We start from the raw sequence: 17,873 nt of genomic DNA on the forward strand, positions 1-17,873 counted from the left end.
CTGATCGGGTGATCCGCAGGGTCGAGGCATGCCCCGACCGGCGGATGCCGGCTCGCGCGCGGCAGGCGGTCTTTCGCGCGGACGCTGTCAGCGCTCGGACTCGCATGCTCGCCCCTACAAAACACGTCGCGCCGAGATTACCCGGGCCCGGATCTGCTCCCCCGCCGTCTTCCTTCCGCATTCTCCCGCAACACCTTATCTTCCTTCCGGCCTCGACCCGCCTCTCCCCTTCGCGCTCCACGACCGCCGTCTCTCCGAAGGCAATGAACGGTCTGCGCATCTCCCGGCCGCCCGAGTCCGCCGCGCTGCGCTCCGGCACCCCCGAGACCGGCTCGCCGCCGACGCGCGGCTCCGGCGCCACCTTCGTGTCGGCGGGGGTGTCGGACTTCGCGAGGTGGTTCGCGCCGCTCAAGCCGCACTTCCGGCGCTGGCGGTGGGTGCTGCACGCCGAGCCGCACGTCTTCCGCTTCCCGGACGACTGGTACCGCGACTACGACGAGGCGCGCGGCGACTTCGCCAGCCCCGAGCTGAGGGCCGCCGAGCGGGCGGTGCTGGAGGAGCGCGACGACTGGCGCCTGGTGGAGGGCGCCTACCTGGAGGCGGTGGCCGACACGCTGCTGGACGACTGGGCCGACTTCTTCGCCCTGGCGGCGCCGGTGGGCGGGCTCGACGCCTTCCTGGAGCGCTACTGGGCCGCCCGGTCGCCCGAGGCCGCCCACGCGCTGCTCTCCTCGGCGGCGGCGCTCCACTTCTCGTGCGTGGACGGCGCCGTGTGGGAGGTGCACGCGGCCGACGACGCGCTGCTGGACCTGGTCCGCCGCCACCTGGAGGGCGTCCCCGGCGCCCGCGCCGCCGACAGCTCGCTGATGCAGAGCCTCAAGCGCTACGACGCCGGCGCCTGAGCGCCGGGCCATTCACTCTTTGCACGCGCCGAAACCCGGGGCGCGGGCGGGCCGTACGGGCCGCACCGCCGCGCCGGAGGGGCGAGTGGATTTCGAAAAGCTGGGAGGAGAGATGCTCGAGGAACGCCACGTGTCGTCGCCGCTCGTGCTGGTGCGCGACGCCGCCATCTTCTACGTCAAGCTGCTGCTGGACGGCCTCAAGGACGTCGTCCTCATCCAGGTGGGGCTGCTGGCGTTCTGCGTCGACCTCATCTTCATGCTGTTCACCGGCAGGCGCCGCAGCCGCTTCTTCTACTCGGTGCTGGCGCTGGGCGAGAAGATCGACCTGTGGCTGAACCTGTACGGCGCGGCCAAGGGCGCGGGCACCAACCCCGACGGCCTCTTCGGCGAGAGCCGCGCGGGCGACGACACGCTGCTGGGCGAGCTGGAGCTGCTGGCGCGCAAGGAGGAGCGCGCCGCCGCCCGCCCCGCCGCCCGGATCCGCCCGCGACCGGGCATCGGCGGCGCGTAGCCGGCGACACCATCGGACGAGACAGGGCTCCCGCATTGTCGCGGGGGCCCTCTTTTCGTAGCTCCGCGTCGTACGAGATCCGGATGGACGACGGTTGGTGAAGCGAGCGGGCATCCGCGCCGCTACCGCGCCCAACCCACCTGCCGGGGTGAGAAGATTCTTCGGCCCTGCGACGATCCGTGCGGATGCTGGTCCGGTGTGGCCGGGCCTCAGAATGACGCCGGATACCAACTGATCTTCCGGATCTGGCGTCAGTCATCCAAGACCGGAAAACAGCCGGCCTCACGCAGAGCAGCGGAGTCAGCGGAGAACACGTCGTTCTCCGCTGACTCTGTTGCTCTGCGTGATTCTGGTCTTCTCAATATGGATCTTCCGCCGCCGCGGGCCGTCCGGAGCCGCTGCCGTGGATTGCGGCGGTTCGTGCAAAACACGGCGGCGTCCTGCAATCCACCGGCGGCGAAGCGCGGCACGGCCGCGTCGAAAGCTCGCACCCGGGAGAAAAGGATGGGAACATCCGTCGTAGCGCTGTATCGAATCTTCCTGCATTGGAAAAAAACCGAACGGAGCCGCCGGGGAGAGCGCCTCCCGATCTTGCTGTCCCCGCGCGGATCCCGCCGTGCGCGCACCCTGGCCGGCCGTTTGCTCTACAGCGCCCCCGTTTCACCGGAACGACCCATCGACCGACACGACGGACGCCGGCCCGGCGGTATGACACGGGGTCGGCGTCGGAAGCCGTCCGCAGCTGGTGGAAGTCGTTTCCGTCCAAGCGGTTGCTGCACGCCACGCGGTCGCGGTCCCGCAGTGCACTTCAACCCCGAATGTCGTCTTTCGGGCTGCAATCCGTATACGGTATTCACCAGCGTGTGACGCGGCGCCGGACCGAGTCGTCAGCCCCACCGCATCACCCTGACAGAGCGATCCACCGGCGCCCGAGCTCCGGCCGGCGTCCGCGTCCGCAGCACTGCCGGGACGTGATCCCCCACACCGCCGATCCAATGTCCGTCACGAGCCCCGAAGCGATCCGCATCCCCGCGCTCGGCCCGCACGCCCCCGCGTCGCAGGCCACGCTGGAGCGGCTGGCCGCCTTCGCCGAGCGGATGCTGGAGGTCCCCGTCTCGCTGATCTCCCTGGTCGACGGCGAGCGCCCCGTCTCGAGCCCCGAGGGCAACGGCGACGCCTGGAGGGCGCGGCGCCAGGCCCCGCTCGCTCGCTCGCTCGACCAGTACGCGGTGCGCTCGGGGCGGCCGCTCCTGATCGAGGACGCGCGCATCCACCCGCTGGTGCGCGAGAACCCGGTGGTGTGGATGGGCGAGGTGGCGTACGCCGGGGTGCCGATCCGCGCCGCCGACGGGAGCGTCACCGGGAGCTTCTGCGCCATCGACACCCGCCCGCGCGCCTGGACCGACGAGGAGATCGACCTGCTGGACCACCTGGCCGACTTCGCCGCGCTGGTGATCGAGCGGCGGGCGAACCCGGGCGCGTCCGAGGCGACGTTCGTGGGCGCGCTGGGCCCCACGCGCGGCCGGCTCAGCTTGCGCATGCTGGAGAAGGCGGTGGAGACGATGCAGATCGGCGTCACCATCACCGACGTCGAGGGGCGCATCCTCTACACCAACCCGGCCGACGCGCGGATGCACGGCTACCGCATCGAGGAGCTGCGCGGCAAGCACGGCCGCATCTTCGCCCCGCCCGAGAACGCCCGGCCGATCGAGCGCACCCGGCTGGAGGAGGTCACCAGCTGGAGCCGCGAGACGGTGAACCTGCGCAAGGACGGCTCGCTCTTCCCCGTGCTGCTGCGCTCCGACGTGGTGAAGGACTCGCGCGGCCGCCCCGTGGGGCTGGTCACCTGCTGCGAAGACATCACCAGCCGCAAGGAGCTGGAGCGGCAGCTGCTGCGCAACGCCTTCTTCGACTCGCTCACGGGGCTGCCCAACCGCGGCCTCTTCACCCACCGGCTGGAGATGGCGGTGGAGCGCGCCCGCCGCGGCGAGGCGAGCTTCGCGGTGGTGATGGTGGGGCTCGACCGCTTCAAGGTGGTCAACGAGGGGCTGGGCCGCCGCGCCGGCGACGAGCTGCTGGGGAAGGTGGCCGAGCGGCTGCGCTGCTGCGTGCGCCACGCCGACGACCTGCTGGCGCACATCGGCGGCGACGAGTTCGCGCTGCTCCTGGACGGGATCGAGGGGATCGGCGAGGCCACGCGCGCGGCCACCTGCGTGCAGGAGGCGCTGGCGAGGCCGTTCGACGTGGGCGGCACCGAGGTGTTCACCGGGGCCAGCATCGGGATCGCGCTCAGCTACTCGGGCTACGAGCGCGCCGAGGACGTGATGCGCGACGCCAACCTGGCCATGTACCGCTCCAAGGACGCGCACAAGGGGCAGTACGAGGTGTTCGACCGCGACATGCACGCGGCGGCCATGACGCGCCTCAGGCTGGAGATGGACCTGCGCCGGGCGCTGGAGCGCGGCGAGCTGAGGGTGCACTACCAGCCGATCGTGTCGCTGGAGACGGGGCGGATCGCGGGGTTCGAGGCGCTGGCGCGCTGGGAGCACCCCGAGCGCGGGCTGATCCTCCCCGACGACTTCATCCCCCTGGCCGAGGAGACGGGGCTGATCCTGCCGATCGGGATCTGGGTGCTGGAGGAGGCGTGCCGCGAGCTCAAGCGCTGGCAGGATCGGGCCGGCGCGCGCCGGGCGCCGCTCACCATGGCGGTGAACCTCTCGGCCAAGCAGTTCGCGCAGCCGGACCTGGTGGACCGGGTGGAGCGGGTGCTGCGCGGGACGGGGGTGGCGCGCGGGACGCTCAAGCTGGAGATCACCGAGAGCGTGATCATGCAGCACACCGACTCGGTGACCGACACGCTGCACCGGCTGAAGGCGCTGGGGGTGCAGATCCACATCGACGACTTCGGCACCGGCTACTCGTCGCTGGGCTACCTGCACCGCCTCCCGCTGGACGCGCTCAAGATCGACCGCTCGTTCGTGCGCCCGGGCGCGGGCGAGGACGCGCTGCACCTGGTGCGCACCATCGTGGCGCTGGCGCACGCGCTGGGGGTGGCGGTGGTCACCGAGGGGGTGGAGACGGAGGAGCTGCTGAAGGAGCTGCGCACGCTGCGCTGCGAGTACGGGCAGGGCTACCTCTTCTCCCGGCCCCTCTCGAAGGAGGCCGTGGAGGCGCTCTTCGCGGAGGATCCGCGCTGGTAGCGAGTAGAACAAGTGCACGCATCAAAAGCCCGCCTCCGCGATGTGCGCAGGCGGGCTTTCTCGTTCCTTCATGTGAGGATATTGAACTCACTAGGCCCACGGTCCTGTTTAACCACCACTATCCCACTCCGACAGCCAAAGGGGGAGACAAAGGTCCTCTAACGAGAGAGGCTTCGCGCTCGTGAAAAATCGGTGAGAAGATTACCACCTGTCTTGCTTACGCGGATACGTGAATGCTATCCTTACGCACCAGCAAGACTGGTCGAGGTCTACCTTGTGAGCGAGAGAGAGCTGACTGTGAGTTATGTTAAGCCGATCCTTATCGAAATCTATTCTGAAACCCACTTTGAGTCTGGTAGCTTTCCTCCCGATCAATTCTTCGATGTTGTACCACGACTGAAGGAGATCGGGTTTTCCGAGGTCGAGATTGGAGAGGTCGGACTCATTGCCGTTGATGCCGAAGAGCAACAAGTTACCCACTCGAATGTGCCGCGGATTCGCTGCTGGACTAAGGATCGGTCACGGCTCGTTCAACTCTCCGAAGATGTGGTTGTTGTAAATCTAGTAGGTGAATATCCCGGCTGGGATGCTTTCAGGGACCTGTTTTCCTCAGCACACGACACTCTCCCCGACCCGCTCGTATCTCGAAAAGTCGAGTCCCTATCTCTAAACACGATTGACAGACTTCGTGTGCCTCGACAAGGCTATAGGCTTGGTCGATACCTCGCTTGCGGGGGTAAATTCCTTCCGGAGTGGTACAGTGAGTCCACGGAGGCAGTTGATATCACCTTAGGACGCGGGATTCTACAAGAAGATGGGTTCAATCGACAGTTTCGGTTCAAAGTTCGAGTGAAAGCGGAGGTCTCAGCCGAGATCCGTTCTACTTTTCACGATCTCGTTCAAGCGCAGTTGAGTCTACATAAGGCACTCGAGAAACTTCACGATGAATCCTCGAGAGCCTTTGAGGAGATGATCACTAACGAGACCCGGCATTCCGTCATGGGAGGAGAGAAGAGCTATGCCAATAACCGCTGAGCCTAAAACCGACGTGGCGATCCACGATTTCATTGAGGAGCTACCAGTTTCCTACGCTCACCTACCCGGTGAACTGACTATACAAACTCCTCATGATCTCTCGATCACTACTCCGTTGCTTAGCGCTACGATCAATTTCCACTCCGAATCGATAGCCGCAGCGCGATTGGAGCAGATGAAGTCCGCTGCAGTGGCTGAGTTGGAGCGTTACGCCCGGTATCGGCGCGGGTGGGATGGCTATTCGGGGGAGCCATTTGCGCGTAAGCTGATCGACGATAGCATCAGGATTATCAGAGTAGCAGCAGCCTTCTTTGCAGAGGCTGGAGTACTTCCGACAGAGTTGACGACCGGGCCCGCAAGTGATGGATCCTTGGATATCGAGATTAGGACAGAGTCGAAGCGGCTGATTCTCACACTCTATCCTAACAGCCGAGAGGTTTACGTCTACCGAGAGGACGATGGAAACGCATCCGAGGAAGTCCGCAGCTTTTCACGGCCTCTTTTGGTCGAACAGCTTCTTTGGCTGGTTAGTTAGGCGTGTGTTTCAACGCCTATGGAAAGAGGTTCCTGGACCGATTCCTGATCGAGAAATACTTTGGAGATCAATCTACAAACGAGACCAGTTATATGCTGACGGAAGCATCAAACCAGCGTTCTTTCGTGATCGTAAGGGACTGTCGTGCGATCTTGCGCGGTTCAGTACGGTTGAACGGTCACGGAGAGGCTACGGCCATCCACCGCAATGGCCAGATGAGTCTGGGTTGGTGGAGTTTACCGTAAAGGCGGTTCGGAACAATGATAGTGATGTTGAGCATCGTCCCACTCGCGAGCCCTTCATAAATTATTCGCATTGCCAATTCACGTCACAACTCGGAAGCGGTCAAGCAGAGAATTTAGCTAAATCGGTCGAATTTCGCGTTCGGCCACGACTAAGGTAAAGTCTTCGAAGAAACCGGTCAGTGAGACTTGCCAGGTAAGTCTCCATTTCTATGCAACCCGGGTAACGAGATCACCCACGCTCCCTCCAGTACCACCTCCCCCAGCTCCGACGGCGACAGCGGGTCGTCGCGGTCGATGACGACCCAGGCGGAGGCGTCGCCGCGCGGCAGCACGCCCTCCACCTTCCCGTCGAACGCCGTCCCGTCCTCCCGCGTCACCGGTGCCCAGCGGCCGCCGTCCGAGTCCAGCACGCCGAGCGCGGAGCCCACGACCGGGCCGTCGCGCACGGCGTCGGGCGAGTCCTCGGCCGCCGCGGAGAAGAGGACCGCGCCGCCCAGCGCCGCCGCGTCGGTGAAGGTGAGCGGCAGCCCGCCGAGCCCGCCCAGATCGTACTGGACGACGTCTTCCGGCGCGGGCGGCGGCGAGGCGGCTGGGTCGCGCAGGTAGGCGAGGAGCGCGGAGAGGCCGAGGTCGCACGAGGCGTTCACCGGGATGAGCCCGCCCCGGGGCGCGCCGTTGCCGCGGTTGAACAGCCGCAGCACGCCGCCGAGCGCCACCGCGCCCTCGACGTTCAGCTCGCTGCCGGAGAAGCCGCGCGCCGCGCGCAGGCCGGCATAGAGCGCGGAGGCGTCGACCACCCGCACCCCGGGCCCGGCGCCCCCCGCGTCGCGCAGGACGGCGATCCGCTCGCGCAGGGGCGTGGAGCCGGAGCCGAAGGCGAGCAGCAGTTCCTCCCCGCCGTCCGCGACGGCGACGCACGCCTCCAGGTCCAGCTTGAAGCGCTTGTTGCCGCGCAGGTCGTCGAACTGCCGCAGCCCGCCCTCGCCCGCCGGCAGGGTGACGACGTCCGCGCCGCCGCCCGCCGGGTCGAGGAGCACCACGAAGTTGGCGTCGTCCTGGATCACCGCGATGCGGCCGCCGAAGCGCGTGAGCCCCGAGGCCGCCCGCACGTGCGCCGGCCGGTCGAGCGACGGGTCGGCGCCGGCCGCGTAGCGCAGCGGCTCTGTGCGCACGAGGCGGGCGGCGAGCGCCGGGTCGCGGCGGACGGGGATGCGTGGCGGCATGGCTGGGCGCGGGTCGATTGCGGCGTCGGCGAGGGGAAGGTAGAACGGGCGCACGCTCCTCGCATCATCCGAACCCGGCGCAGGCCACGGACGGCGGAGCGAGCCAGGTGATCGGGGGATGACGATGGACGGCGCGGAGGGGCCGGCGGTGCGCGTGGGGTGCGCGGGGTGGACCGTCCCGCGCGATCACGCGGCGCGCTTCCCCGGCGAGGGGAGCCACCTGGAGCGCTACGCGCGGGTGTTCGGCGCGGCGGAGATCAACTCGTCGTTCCACCGGCCGCACCGCCGCTCCACCTACGAGCGGTGGGCCGCCTCCACGCCGCTGGATTTCCGCTTCTCCGTCAAGCTGCCGAAGGAGATCACGCACAAACGGAAGCTGGTGGGCGCCGCGGAGCCGCTGGAGCGCTTCCTGGCCGAGGCCGGCGGGCTGGGGGAGAAGCTCGGCCCGCTCCTGGTGCAGCTTCCGCCCAGCCTGGCGTTCGATCCGACGACCGCCCCGGGCTTCTTCGCCCTCCTGCGCGGCCGCTGCGGCGGCGACGTGGTGCTGGAGCCGCGGCACCCGTCGTGGTTCGGGGCGGAGCCCGAGGCGCTGCTCGCGGCGCAGCGGGTCGCGCGCGTGGCGGCCGACCCCGCGCCGGTGCCCGAGGCTGCGGCGCCGGGGGGCTGGGCCGGGCTCGCCTACTTCCGCCTGCACGGCTCGCCGCGGACGTACTATTCGGCGTACACGCCGGACTTCCTCGACGCGCTCGCGGCCCGGCTGCGGCCGCTCTCGCGCGCGGGGCCGGCCTGGTGCATCTTCGACAACACCGCCGCGGGCGCCGCCGCCGGCGACGCGCTGCAGCTGCTGCGGCGCCTGGCGTAATCCCCATCACCCATTTCCGCGAGGCACCGATGCGCAAGCTGACGCTGGACCTGGACGCCCTCACCGTCGAGACGTTCGAGACCACGGAGGACGCAGGCGCGCGCGGCACCGTGCGCGCGCAGGAGACGCTGGAGAGCGAATGCCAGTGCCCGTCGGCGAGCTGCCCGGGGTGCGGGAGCGTGGAGAGCTGCACCATCTGCGGCTGCGACACGCCCGGCTACACCTGCGAGGAGCGCTGCTGGCCGCAGACCGAGGTGCAGGCCGCCGTCTGATAGTGCTTTGCCGGGAGTCGTTCGAAATCGAGATCCGAATACCGAAAAGCCTCACACGCAGTCAACGGAGTCAACGGAGGATCTCTGGTGTTCTCCGTTCCCTCCGTTCCTCCGCGTGAGGCTTTTTTCGGTATGGGCCGGAGATGACGTGAGCGGGGCGGCGTCATCTCCCGGCCGCGACTTCCACCACCAGCGCGGGGTCGAAGCCGGCGACGGGCTCGTCGGGGTAGCCGCGCTGGTTGCTGAGCACGCGCGTGCCGCCCAGCTCGTAGTCCACGCAGTAGTGCGTGTGGCCGTGGATCCAGAGCGCGGCCGAGCCGTCCAGCATCCACTCCAGGTCGCTGGCGTACGCGGCGGTGACGGGGTGGTCGCGGTACGCCGGGTTGACCGAGCGCAGGCTGGGGGCGTGGTGGGTGACGACCACGGTCGGCCCGGCGAACGGCATCTCCAGCACCTCGCGCAGCCAGCGGACGCTCTGCAGGTTCAGGCTGCGCGCGTCGCCGGGGTGGAAGCGGCGGAACTCGGGGCTCTTCCGGATCAGCCGGAAGTCGTTCATCGCGGCCCGCGCCTGGGCGGCGCAGTACATCCGGTCGCCGTACAGGTCGAAGTCCGTCCACAGGGTGCACCCCAGGAAGCGCGCGCCGCCCAGCTCCACGGCGCGGTTCTCCAGGAAGTGCACGCCCGACCCTTTCGCCTCCGCCGCCAGGCGCTCGCCCAGCTTCGGGATCGCGTCGCGGTAGTACTCGTGGTTCCCCGCCACGTACAGCACCGGCCGCCCGCGCGCCCACTCCCGCGCGAGCGCCAGCCCCTTCGTCCCCGTGCCCACGTCGCCCGCCAGCACCAGCACGTCCGCGTCCGTGTGGGGCGGGTCGAACGGCGCGAACTCGGTGTGCAGGTCGCTGAGGACGTGGAGCTTCATCGGGCTCGGGCCGGATCGGCAGGTGGATCGGGCGAATGAATTCGCTGCAACGACCACACGAAGTTCGCCTTCGCGGACTACGGACTGTCGCGCTGACGGGGGAGTGGTGCGCGCAGGCCACATCCGTGCACGGGGGCCGGACCCGGCGGCGGCGAGGGGTCCGGCGCGGTGGCGACGCTCGCGGCCGGGCCGAGCGTGCGCACTCCGGCCCGCGCCGCGGCGTCGGCCACGGCCGCGGCGACCTCGGCGCCGTTGTGCAGGAACCGCAGGTTGATCGACCGCTTCCTGCCGCCGGCCAGGTGGAAGCGGAGGCGCGCGGGCTCGAGGGCGACCGACTCCACCTGGCTCCACTGCAGGTCGAAGCGGCGCAGCGGCCCGGCGCGGTAGGCGACTCCCTCCCCGTCCATCCGGATCAGCCGCTTCCGCGCCCGCCGTTGCACCAGGCGCGGCTGGACGAAGCCCATCAGCAGCGTGATCACGCCGGTGAGGAAGGTGGGGCGCGAGAACTTCCCGCCCGCGTCCACGCGCTGCCACACCTCGACGAAGATCACCGCGGCCGCGAAGAGGTTCACCCAGCTCACCGCCGCGTCCTGCCCCTCGCCGCGGCGCAGCGCGCGCACCTCGCGCACGATGGCGCCCAACAGCAGCACGCCCGCCGCGAGCTCGACGTAGCCGAGGGTGCGGTCCGCCCCCGCCGCGCGCAGGGCGTCGAGTCCCGCACTGAGGATGGTGAACGCGGCGAACCCCTGCGTCAGCAGCTCCAGCGCCGCGGCGAAGTGCTCGCGCCTGTCGCGCAGGGGGATGACCACGGGCTCGGGAGAGGGCAAGGCTCGACCTGCGGTGAAGGGCGAATGAATTCGCTGCAACAACCACACGAAGTCCGCCTTCGCGGACTACCAGCTCATGCGCGTGGTCGGGTTCCGGCGCGCGCCATCGGGCATCCTCGCACCCTGACTTCCGATGCGCGAACCGTTTACCCAGCTCTACGTGCACCTGGTGTGGGCGACGTGGGACCGCTTGCCGCTGCTCGACGCGGAGCTGCGGCACGTGGTGGACGCCGCCATCCGGCGCGAGTGCGTGGACCTGAAGGTGGAGGTGGTCGCGTTCGGCGCCGTGGCGGACCACGTGCACCTCCTCGCGCGCATCCCCACGACCCTTTCCGTCGCGGCCCTGGTGAAGCAGGTCAAGGGCTCCACCTCGCACCTGATCACCCAGAAGCTGCGGGTGCCCTTCAAGTGGCAGGGTGGCTACGGCGCGTTCACGGTATCCAGGAGGCTGGTCCCGCAGGCGCGCGACTACGTCCTCAACCAGGAGCGGCACCACCGCGACGGCACCCTCGTCCCCGCCGCCGAGCCCGGCTGAGCACAATCGCAGACACGGATGCCGGATCCGCGCACGACACCCCCTCCCACACGACAGCCGGTAGTCCGCGAAGGCGGACTTCGTGTGGTTGTTGCAGCGAATTCATTCGCCCGATCCCCCGGCACCCGCGCCGATCCCGGTCCGAATCCACCACCGCCCGGCCGTCCTTCTCCCCTAATTCTCGAGCACCGTCGCGAAGGCGATGGCGAAGGGGCAGATGCCCGTCGCGACCGTGCGCTCCAGGGTGCCCGAGGGGGTGAGCCGGTGCGCGGCGCCCGCGGTGCGGCAGTCGCCGGGGTTGGTCGTGTGCAGCTTGCCGTTGGCGTCGAACGCCACCGCCGACACCGGGGGCGAGCCGCCGGGGACCAGCGGGTTGTTCAGCCCGCGGACGAACGTCCGCGTGTCGGGGTCCCACACCAGGACGCCGGTGCCGTAGACGCCCACGTACAGGTTCCCGTCCGGCCCCACCGCCAGCGAGCCCGGGAACTCGCCGAAGCCCGTCACCAGCCGCTCCTCGCGCAGCGTGGCCAGATCCACCACCGAGAGCGAGCCGTCGCCCTGCCCGAAGCGTCCGGAGTTCAGCACGTACAGCCGGTTGCCGCGGATCACCGCCGCGGAGGGGTTGAGGCCCGTGAGCGGCGCCGTGCCCACCACCTGGAACTGGCTGGTCAGCACCGTCACGCTCCCCGGCCCCGCGGGCGAGAAGTTCACCAGGTTGGCGTTGACCACGTAGACGCGGCTCCCGTCCGACGCCACCGCCTGCGGGTACGTCCCCACCGCCACCTCGGGGCTCGCCGTGCCGGCGACGACGTCGATCGGCGAGACGGTGTTGCGGTTCGGGTTCGCCACCACGGCGATGCGGTCGGTCACGAACGCCGCGCCCGTGGCGCCGGAGTTGGCCGGGAGCGGTACCTGGCGCAGCACCGCGCCGACCCCCAGGTCCACCACCGCCGCGAACGGGTAGACGCCCATCGGCACCACGGCCACGGAGCCGCGCGCCGCCAGCCCCACGGGCGAGCCCTGCGGCCCCAGGCCGATGGTGCGCACGCTCGCCGGCGCCGGTCCCTCGGCGGGGAAGATGGTCAGCGAGTTCTCCACGCTGTTGAGCACCACCTCCAGGTAGCCGGGGTCCGGGGTGTTGTCCACCGGGTTGTCGCAGGCGGCGGAGAGCGCGAGCGCCGGGACGGCGAGCAGTCCGGCGAGGCGGCGGCGGAGGCTTCTGGCGATCTTCATCTTCTTCCCGGTCGTTTCAGGGAGTGGGGAGGTCCGCGCGGCGGACGCGCAGGTCCAGGCGGAGCCGGCGCCCGGGCTCGGGGAAGCCGGCGATCAGCGACGAGGTCTCGTCGAAGAGGCGGTCGACGTGCAGCGCGGCTTCGGCGGCCCAGCGGCCGATCCGCCACTCGCGCGCGAGGTCCAGGTCCACGCTCCAGAAGCCGGGGAGCGCGTTGACGCGGGCGGCCGCGGGGTAGCGGAGCCCCGTGTAGCGCGCGGCCGCGCCCGCCCGCCACGCGCCGGGCGACCACTCGGCGGAGAAGAAGCCGAAGTGGCGCGGCCGGTAGGCGAGTTGCACCGCCTCGCCCGCCCCGGTGGAGTCGTAGACGATGCGGGCGGCCGACCACGAGCCCACCAGCCGCAGGTCCGCGGCGGGGAGGGCCGCCTCGGCGCGCGCGTCGAGGCCGCGGCGGTCCACGTCCACGTTGCGCGGGCTCCAGCGGAAGGCGAAGTCGGGGAGCCAGACGATCATCCCCCGCACGTCCCCCGTGTACGCGGCGACGGACGCCGTCAGGTCGAGGCCGCGGAGCGACGGCGACCAGGAGGCGCCCAGCTCCCACTCGCCGGGGACGCGCTCGGGGCCGAGGTCGGGGTTGGGGCGCACGCCCACCCCCTCGCGGAAGAACTGGTCGCCGAGGGAGGGCGGGCTGTAGCTGCTGCGGTTGGCGAGCTGGAGCCGGAGCGCGCCGGCGCCCGCGCCGAGCGTCAGCGACCGGCTGAGGTACCAGTCGTCCGTCACCCCGTCGCGGTCGATGCGCCCCTCGGCGGAGAAGGTCACGTCCGCCGCGCCGGCGGTCCGCCCCGCCAGCAGGTGGACGAAGGCGCCGAAGTCGCGGCGGGTGCGCGGGGCCTGTCCGCCGAGCGCGCCGGCGTCCACCCGCTGCAGCGAGCCCTCGACACCGCCGCCGAGGCCGCGCAGCCACCCGTCTCCCGCGGGCGCGTGGTCCGCATCCAGGCGCGCGGTGAGCGAGCGGACGCGGGTGGTGTCGTCGTACGCCAGGCCGAACGGCGGCTGGGGGTCGGCGTAGCGCACGCGCTGCACGGCGCCGGTCACGAGCGCGCCGAGAGACGAGCTCCCGGCCGCGCGCCGCCAGCCGAGCGAGCCGCGCCCGCGCCCCATCTCCTGCCGCGCGTGCGGCGACGGCGTATGCCCCATCCCCGGCAGCCCGCGCTCCAGCGCGTCCCACCCGCCGCGCGCGCGCAGCTCGCCCCCGCCGGTCCGGGCCGACAGCGCGCCGAACGCGCTCCACTCCCCCAGGTCCGCGTTCTCGCGCCGGACCACGGTGGGGTCGTTGACGTCGCGCGGGTGGTCGAACTCGCCGCCCACGCGCCGCAGGTGCCCGCCCGCGCTCCAGCCGAGCCCGCCCGTGCGCGCGCCGACGTCCAGGCGCCCGGCCCACTCGCCCAGCGTCCCCGCCGAGACCTCGGCCGACTGCCGCGCGCCGGCCGCGCGCGTCTCGATCAGCACCACGCCGGCCTGGGCGCGGGGGCCGTAGCGCGCGGCGCGGGCGCCGGGGAGCACGGCCAGGCTCTCGATCGACCCCGCGGGGACGGCGCTCAGGTCGGCCTCGCCGCTCACCGGGTCGTTGAGCGGCGCGCCGTCCACCAGCACCAGCACCGCGTCCGGCGCGCTCCCGCGGATGCTGATCGTCCGCGCCCCCGTCGGCCCCGCCTCCCGCACGACGACGCCCGGCGCGCGCTCCGCCACCTCGGCCGCCGTCCGCGCCCCCGACGCCTCGATCTCCGCCCGCGTGAAGCGCGTCCCCTCCGCCGTCTCCCGCGCGGCGGAGACGCGCAAGGGGTCGAGGGCGACGGGGAGCGGGTGCAGCGCGACGTCCAGCCGCGCCGTCCGCCCGTTCTCGACCTCGATCCCCACTTCCCGGCCCGCGTAGCCCGCCCGGCGGACCAGGACGCGCCAGGCGCCGGGCTCCAGGCCGCGGATACGGAAGGCGCCGGAGCCGTCCGTGCGCGCCGCCTGCCCCGTCGCCGGCAGCTCGACGGAAGCCGCCTCCACGGGCGCGCCGGTCGCCGCGTCGCGCACGGTGCCCGCCAGCTCGCCGGGGAACTGCGCTGCGGCGGGGATCGGCGTCGTCGCGACGAGCGCCATCGTCAGCAGGAGGAGGAGGCCGCTACGCCGCATGGGAGTCCTCCCGGAAGTGCTCCATCCCCGCGCACGCCTCGCCGGAGAGGGGGACCACCTGCGGCGCGCCCTCGTCCGGCCCCGGCCCGGGGTGGGGGACCACGCGCACGGGCCAGCCGTAGACGCGCTCCACCGTCTCGCGCGTGAGCACCTCGGCCGGTGAGCCCTGCGCGGCGACGCGGCCGCGGTCCATCAGCACCAGGCGGCCGGCGTAGCGCGCGGCCAGGTTCAGGTTGTGGGTGACCAGGAGGACGGTGGTGCCCGCGCGCGCCAGGTCGCGCAGCAGCTCGAACATCGCCATCTCGTGGCTCACGTCGAGCGCGGCCGTGGGCTCGTCGAGCGCCAGCGCCGCCGGCTCCTGCGCCAGCGCCCGCGCCAGCCGCGCCCGCTGCTTCTCGCCGCCCGAGAGCGTCGACAGGGGACGCCCGGCGAAGGCCAGCACGTCGCAGCGGCGCATCGCGCGCTCCACCGCCTGCCGGTCCGTGTCGCGCTCGCGGCGCCAGGGGCCCAGGTGCGGGTAGCGCCCCATCGCTACCAGCTCGCGCACCGTCACCGGGAACACCGTCTCCTCCCCCTGCGGCACCACGCCCACCGCGCGCGCCATCTCCTCGCGCCCCCACTCGCCCACCGGCCGGTCCTGGAAGACGACGCTCCCAGAGTCCGGCCGCAGCACGCCCAGCAGCAGCCGGAGCAGCGTCGACTTCCCCGAGCCGTTCGGCCCCAGCACGGCCGTGCACGCGCCCGCCGGCACCTCCAGCGTCACCCCGTCCACCGCGGGGCGCGAGGCGCCGGGGTAGCCGTAGCGCGCGCCCTGGCAGCTCCACCCGCTCAACTCGTCCTCCGGCGCAGCAGGTAGACGAAGAACGGCACGCCCACGAACGCCGTCACCACCCCTACCGGCAGCTCCGTCGGCGCGGCGACGGTGCGGGCGAGCGCGTCGGCCAGCACCAGGAAGGCGGCGCCCAGCAGGAGCGAGGCGGGGAGCAGGAAGCGGTGGCCGCCGCCCCACAGCATGCGCACGACGTGGGGGACCACGAGCCCCACGAAGCCGATCACCCCGCTCACCGCCACCGACGCCGCGGTGAGCAGCGACGCCGTCCCGTACGCCAGCAGCTTGGTGCGCTCGACGCGCGTCCCGAGGTACGCCGCGGTTTCTTCCCCGACGGCGAGCAGGTCGAGCGGGCGGGCGAGGGTGAAGAGGACGACGACGGCGGGGACGAACGCGGCGGCCAGGACGCCGATCGAGCGCCAGGTGGCCCCCGACAGGCTCCCCATGATCCAGAACATCGCCGAGCGGAAGGCGTCGGCCTCGGCGAAAGTGAGGGCGAGGAGGATGCAGGCGTTGAAGAAGGCGCCGGCGACGACGCCCGCCAGCAGCAGGATGCGCGTGTCGAGCGTGCGGCCGACGGAAGCGGCGATGCGGAAGACGAGGACGACGGCGAGCACCGCGCCCAGGAAGGCGAAGAGCGCCACCACGCCGCCCGAGGCGAGCGACCCGGTGAGCACGATCGCCGCCACCGCGCCCACCGCAGCCCCGCCCGAGACGCCCATGATGTACGGCTCGGCCAGCGGGTTCCGGACCAGCGCCTGGAAGGTGGCGCCGCTCGCGGAGAGGCTCCCGCCCACCAGCGCCGCCAGCACCGCGCGCGGGAGGCGCAAGCCGCGGACGATGGCCACGGTGGCCGGGTCGCCCGCGCCGCGCACGCCGTCGACCACCTCGCGCACGGAGAGCGGCACCGCGCCGACCCGGACTCCGACCAGGAGCGCGAGCGCGGCCGCGGCGGCCAGCAGCAGCAGGCGGAGCGCGGGCCTCATCGCGGCGCCGCTTCCGGGTGCAGGGCGTCGCGCAGCGCCCGCGCCGCCTCGCCGATGCGCGGGCCCGGGCGGTTGACCACGCGGTCGGGGATCGTCACCGCCCGGCCCTCACTGAACGCCCGCAGCTCGCGCCACCCGGGCGTACGGCGCAGCTCCGCCACCCGCGCGCCGCCCGCGCCCGCGTCGGGGACCACCAGGAAGTCCGGCTGGCGGCGCACCAGCTCCTCCAGCGACACGTTCGGCCAGAGCGCCGTCGCGTCGGGGAACGCCGGGCTCCCGCCGGCCGTCTCGATCAGCTGGGTGATGAAGGTCTTCGGCCCGGCGGTGGTCGGCGGGTCGTACCAGGCCACGTAGAACACCGTCGGGCGCGGCCGGCCCTCGACCGAGCGGCGCACGGCCTCCAGCTCGCCGCGCAGGGAGGCGGAGACCGAGTCGGCCGCGCGCTCCAGCCCGGTGAGCCGCCCCAGGTTGCGGATGGCGCGGAAGACGTCGGTGGTGTCCTCCGTCTTCACCGCGAACACGGGGATCCCCACCCCGGTGAGGCGGTCGCGCAGCGCGGCCGGGCCCTCCGTCTCCCACCCGATCACCAGGTCCGGCCGCAGCGAGACGATGGTCTCCACGCTGGGGGTGAGCCCCCCGCCCACGGAGGGGAGCGAGTCGATCCCCATTCCCGCGTCGAAGTCGGTGCGCCCCGCCAGCCGGTCGCGGGCGCCCAGCGCCAGGAGCGTCTCCGTCGCGCTCGGCATCAGCGCCACGATCCGCCGCGCCGGCCGGGGGAGCGTCACCGTCCGCCCCGCGTCGTCGACGACGGAGACCGCGCCCTCGGCCGCGGACTCCGCCGCCGGACGCTGCCGGTCGTCCGAGCACGACGCGAGCGCGAGCACCGCCGCGGCCAGGAAGGCGGCGGCGTGCGCCGGGCGTCGGAGGTGGGACCAGGGTGGCAACAAGAAACCCGTCCTTCCCATGGCTCACGGGAGGAACGGGTGCGATTTGCGGAACGGGCGCCCGGAAAACGGACCGGGAAGAGAGGAGATGCGCCGCCTGCCGCCGGATCGACCCCGCTCCCCTCCCGCGAGGGGTTGTGTGCGCGGGAGCGAAAGGGGCCGGTCTCCTGGCTCGAGGCAGCTGCCGCTCGCCTTCCCGGGAGGATCTCCCAGTGGCGGTTGAGCGGGCCGGGCCGGCGGAACACTTCGCCGGGCCTCTTACAGTGGCGGGGCCGCGCCGGACTCACACCGGCTTCCGAATGGCCCCCCTCGCTTCTGTGTCGGGCAAGCTAGCCCCGGGCGTCCGTCCCTGCAAGCCCGTCGTTCGGACGGGACCACCCTCCCTCAGCGCGCCGGGACCGGATCACGAGGGTTTCGGGGGAAACGCGAACGGTCGGTTCCCTGGGAAAGTCTACAACGCTCGCCGGCAGCGACGAGCTCGCCGGCCCACGGCCGGGCTGAACGAAATCGGCACCGCGCCCGCGAGAAGGGGCGCGGCCCTCTCCTCGTGTCCGCCCGTGTCCACCCGGAGAGACAACTATGGCGCTGTGAACGACTTCAGCCGCCCCCGCCGGGGCGCCGGCGCCCCTGCCCCGG

General features: G+C 71.6%; 15 protein-coding genes and 1 riboswitch. Of the genes, 7 read left to right on the forward strand and 8 right to left on the reverse strand.

The window, feature by feature from the left end; genetic code table 11:
* Positions 1–263: 263 nt before the first annotated feature.
* The 4 genes from VF746_15900 (at position 264) to VF746_15915 (ending at position 5,648) form a co-directional block, all read left to right on the forward strand.
* The gene (locus tag VF746_15900) at positions 264–902 is read left to right on the forward strand and encodes a hypothetical protein (protein ID HEX8693906.1); all 639 of its coding nucleotides are present in this window, start codon (positions 264–266) and stop codon (positions 900–902) included.
* A 112-nt stretch (positions 903–1,014) separates the two neighbouring features.
* The gene (locus tag VF746_15905) at positions 1,015–1,413 is read left to right on the forward strand and encodes a hypothetical protein (protein ID HEX8693907.1); all 399 of its coding nucleotides are present in this window, start codon (positions 1,015–1,017) and stop codon (positions 1,411–1,413) included.
* Positions 1,414–2,408: 995 nt separating this feature from the next.
* Complete coding sequence (locus VF746_15910; GenBank protein ID HEX8693908.1) at positions 2,409–4,613, forward strand: EAL domain-containing protein; 2,205 nt, start codon at positions 2,409–2,411, stop codon at positions 4,611–4,613.
* Between the two features lie 276 nt (positions 4,614–4,889).
* A complete protein-coding gene (locus tag VF746_15915; GenBank protein ID HEX8693909.1) occupies positions 4,890–5,648 on the forward strand; it encodes a TIGR04255 family protein in 759 nt (252 codons plus the stop codon).
* A 956-nt stretch (positions 5,649–6,604) separates the two neighbouring features.
* Here the strand turns inward: VF746_15915 and VF746_15920 are convergent.
* Complete coding sequence (locus VF746_15920) at positions 6,605–7,651, reverse strand: hypothetical protein (protein ID HEX8693910.1); 1,047 nt, start codon at positions 7,649–7,651, stop codon at positions 6,605–6,607.
* A gap of 118 nt (positions 7,652–7,769) precedes the next feature.
* Here VF746_15920 and VF746_15925 point away from each other — a divergent pair, with 118 nt between their 5' ends.
* Together VF746_15925 and VF746_15930 are read left to right on the forward strand one after the other, a co-directional pair.
* The gene (locus VF746_15925) at positions 7,770–8,513 is read left to right on the forward strand and encodes a DUF72 domain-containing protein (protein ID HEX8693911.1); all 744 of its coding nucleotides are present in this window, start codon (positions 7,770–7,772) and stop codon (positions 8,511–8,513) included.
* 29 nt (positions 8,514–8,542) lie between these two features.
* Positions 8,543–8,785 carry a hypothetical protein gene (locus tag VF746_15930; protein ID HEX8693912.1) on the forward strand — a complete coding sequence of 81 codons (243 nt, stop codon included), beginning with the start codon at positions 8,543–8,545 and terminating at the stop codon, positions 8,783–8,785.
* Positions 8,786–8,948: 163 nt separating this feature from the next.
* Here VF746_15930 and VF746_15935 read toward each other — a convergent pair whose 3' ends face one another.
* Positions 8,949–9,704 (reverse strand): metallophosphoesterase, encoded by a 756-nt coding sequence (locus VF746_15935; protein ID HEX8693913.1) that lies wholly within the window; start codon positions 9,702–9,704, stop codon positions 8,949–8,951.
* 77 nt (positions 9,705–9,781) lie between these two features.
* Positions 9,782–10,531 carry a hypothetical protein gene (locus VF746_15940; protein HEX8693914.1) on the reverse strand — a complete coding sequence of 250 codons (750 nt, stop codon included), beginning with the start codon at positions 10,529–10,531 and terminating at the stop codon, positions 9,782–9,784.
* 133 nt (positions 10,532–10,664) lie between these two features.
* Between VF746_15940 and tnpA the strand changes: the two genes are divergently transcribed.
* Positions 10,665–11,066 carry an IS200/IS605 family transposase gene (gene tnpA, locus VF746_15945; GenBank protein HEX8693915.1) on the forward strand — a complete coding sequence of 134 codons (402 nt, stop codon included), beginning with the start codon at positions 10,665–10,667 and terminating at the stop codon, positions 11,064–11,066.
* Between the two features lie 174 nt (positions 11,067–11,240).
* On the opposite strand, the gene VF746_15950 is transcribed toward tnpA, so the two are convergent.
* The 5 genes from VF746_15950 to VF746_15970 are packed head-to-tail and all read right to left on the reverse strand — an operon-like array spanning position 11,241 to position 17,237.
* Positions 11,241–12,299 carry a hypothetical protein gene (locus VF746_15950; GenBank protein HEX8693916.1) on the reverse strand — a complete coding sequence of 353 codons (1,059 nt, stop codon included), beginning with the start codon at positions 12,297–12,299 and terminating at the stop codon, positions 11,241–11,243.
* A 16-nt stretch (positions 12,300–12,315) separates the two neighbouring features.
* Entirely contained in the window at positions 12,316–14,478 is a 2,163-nt protein-coding gene (locus VF746_15955) for a TonB-dependent receptor (GenBank protein HEX8693917.1), read from the reverse strand.
* Positions 14,468–15,310 carry an ABC transporter ATP-binding protein gene (locus tag VF746_15960; GenBank protein ID HEX8693918.1) on the reverse strand — a complete coding sequence of 281 codons (843 nt, stop codon included), beginning with the start codon at positions 15,308–15,310 and terminating at the stop codon, positions 14,468–14,470. Before VF746_15960 ends, VF746_15955 begins: the two co-directional genes overlap by 11 nt.
* Positions 15,307–16,293, reverse strand: coding sequence for an iron ABC transporter permease (locus VF746_15965; protein ID HEX8693919.1), 987 nt, complete (start codon positions 16,291–16,293; stop codon positions 15,307–15,309). The genes VF746_15960 and VF746_15965 overlap by 4 nt, the downstream gene beginning before the upstream one ends.
* Positions 16,290–17,237, reverse strand: a complete 948-nt coding sequence (locus VF746_15970; GenBank protein ID HEX8693920.1) for a helical backbone metal receptor — start codon at positions 17,235–17,237, stop codon at positions 16,290–16,292. Before VF746_15970 ends, VF746_15965 begins: the two co-directional genes overlap by 4 nt.
* 162 nt (positions 17,238–17,399) lie before the next feature.
* Positions 17,400–17,534, reverse strand: a riboswitch (cobalamin riboswitch).
* Positions 17,535–17,873 lie beyond the last annotated feature (339 nt).

Source organism: Longimicrobium sp., from assembly GCA_036389795.1.
Lineage (GTDB): Bacteria > Gemmatimonadota > Gemmatimonadetes > Longimicrobiales > Longimicrobiaceae > Longimicrobium.

Excerpts from the sequence above, each read along its gene's own strand:
- VF746_15905 (HEX8693907.1), top strand. The coding sequence starts at position 1,015 with ATGCTCGAGGAACGCCACGTGTCGTCGCCGCTCGTGCTGGTGCGCGAC.
- VF746_15955 (HEX8693917.1), bottom strand. The coding sequence starts at position 14,478 with ATGCGGCGTAGCGGCCTCCTCCTCCTGCTGACGATGGCGCTCGTCGCG.
- VF746_15925 (HEX8693911.1), top strand. The coding sequence starts at position 7,770 with ATGACGATGGACGGCGCGGAGGGGCCGGCGGTGCGCGTGGGGTGCGCG.
- VF746_15950 (HEX8693916.1), bottom strand. The coding sequence starts at position 12,299 with ATGAAGATCGCCAGAAGCCTCCGCCGCCGCCTCGCCGGACTGCTCGCC.
- VF746_15930 (HEX8693912.1), top strand. The coding sequence starts at position 8,543 with ATGCGCAAGCTGACGCTGGACCTGGACGCCCTCACCGTCGAGACGTTC.
- VF746_15910 (HEX8693908.1), top strand. The coding sequence starts at position 2,409 with ATGTCCGTCACGAGCCCCGAAGCGATCCGCATCCCCGCGCTCGGCCCG.
- VF746_15900 (HEX8693906.1), top strand. The coding sequence starts at position 264 with ATGAACGGTCTGCGCATCTCCCGGCCGCCCGAGTCCGCCGCGCTGCGC.
- VF746_15920 (HEX8693910.1), bottom strand. The coding sequence starts at position 7,651 with ATGCCGCCACGCATCCCCGTCCGCCGCGACCCGGCGCTCGCCGCCCGC.
- tnpA (HEX8693915.1), top strand. The coding sequence starts at position 10,665 with ATGCGCGAACCGTTTACCCAGCTCTACGTGCACCTGGTGTGGGCGACG.
- VF746_15965 (HEX8693919.1), bottom strand. The coding sequence starts at position 16,293 with ATGAGGCCCGCGCTCCGCCTGCTGCTGCTGGCCGCCGCGGCCGCGCTC.
- VF746_15935 (HEX8693913.1), bottom strand. The coding sequence starts at position 9,704 with ATGAAGCTCCACGTCCTCAGCGACCTGCACACCGAGTTCGCGCCGTTC.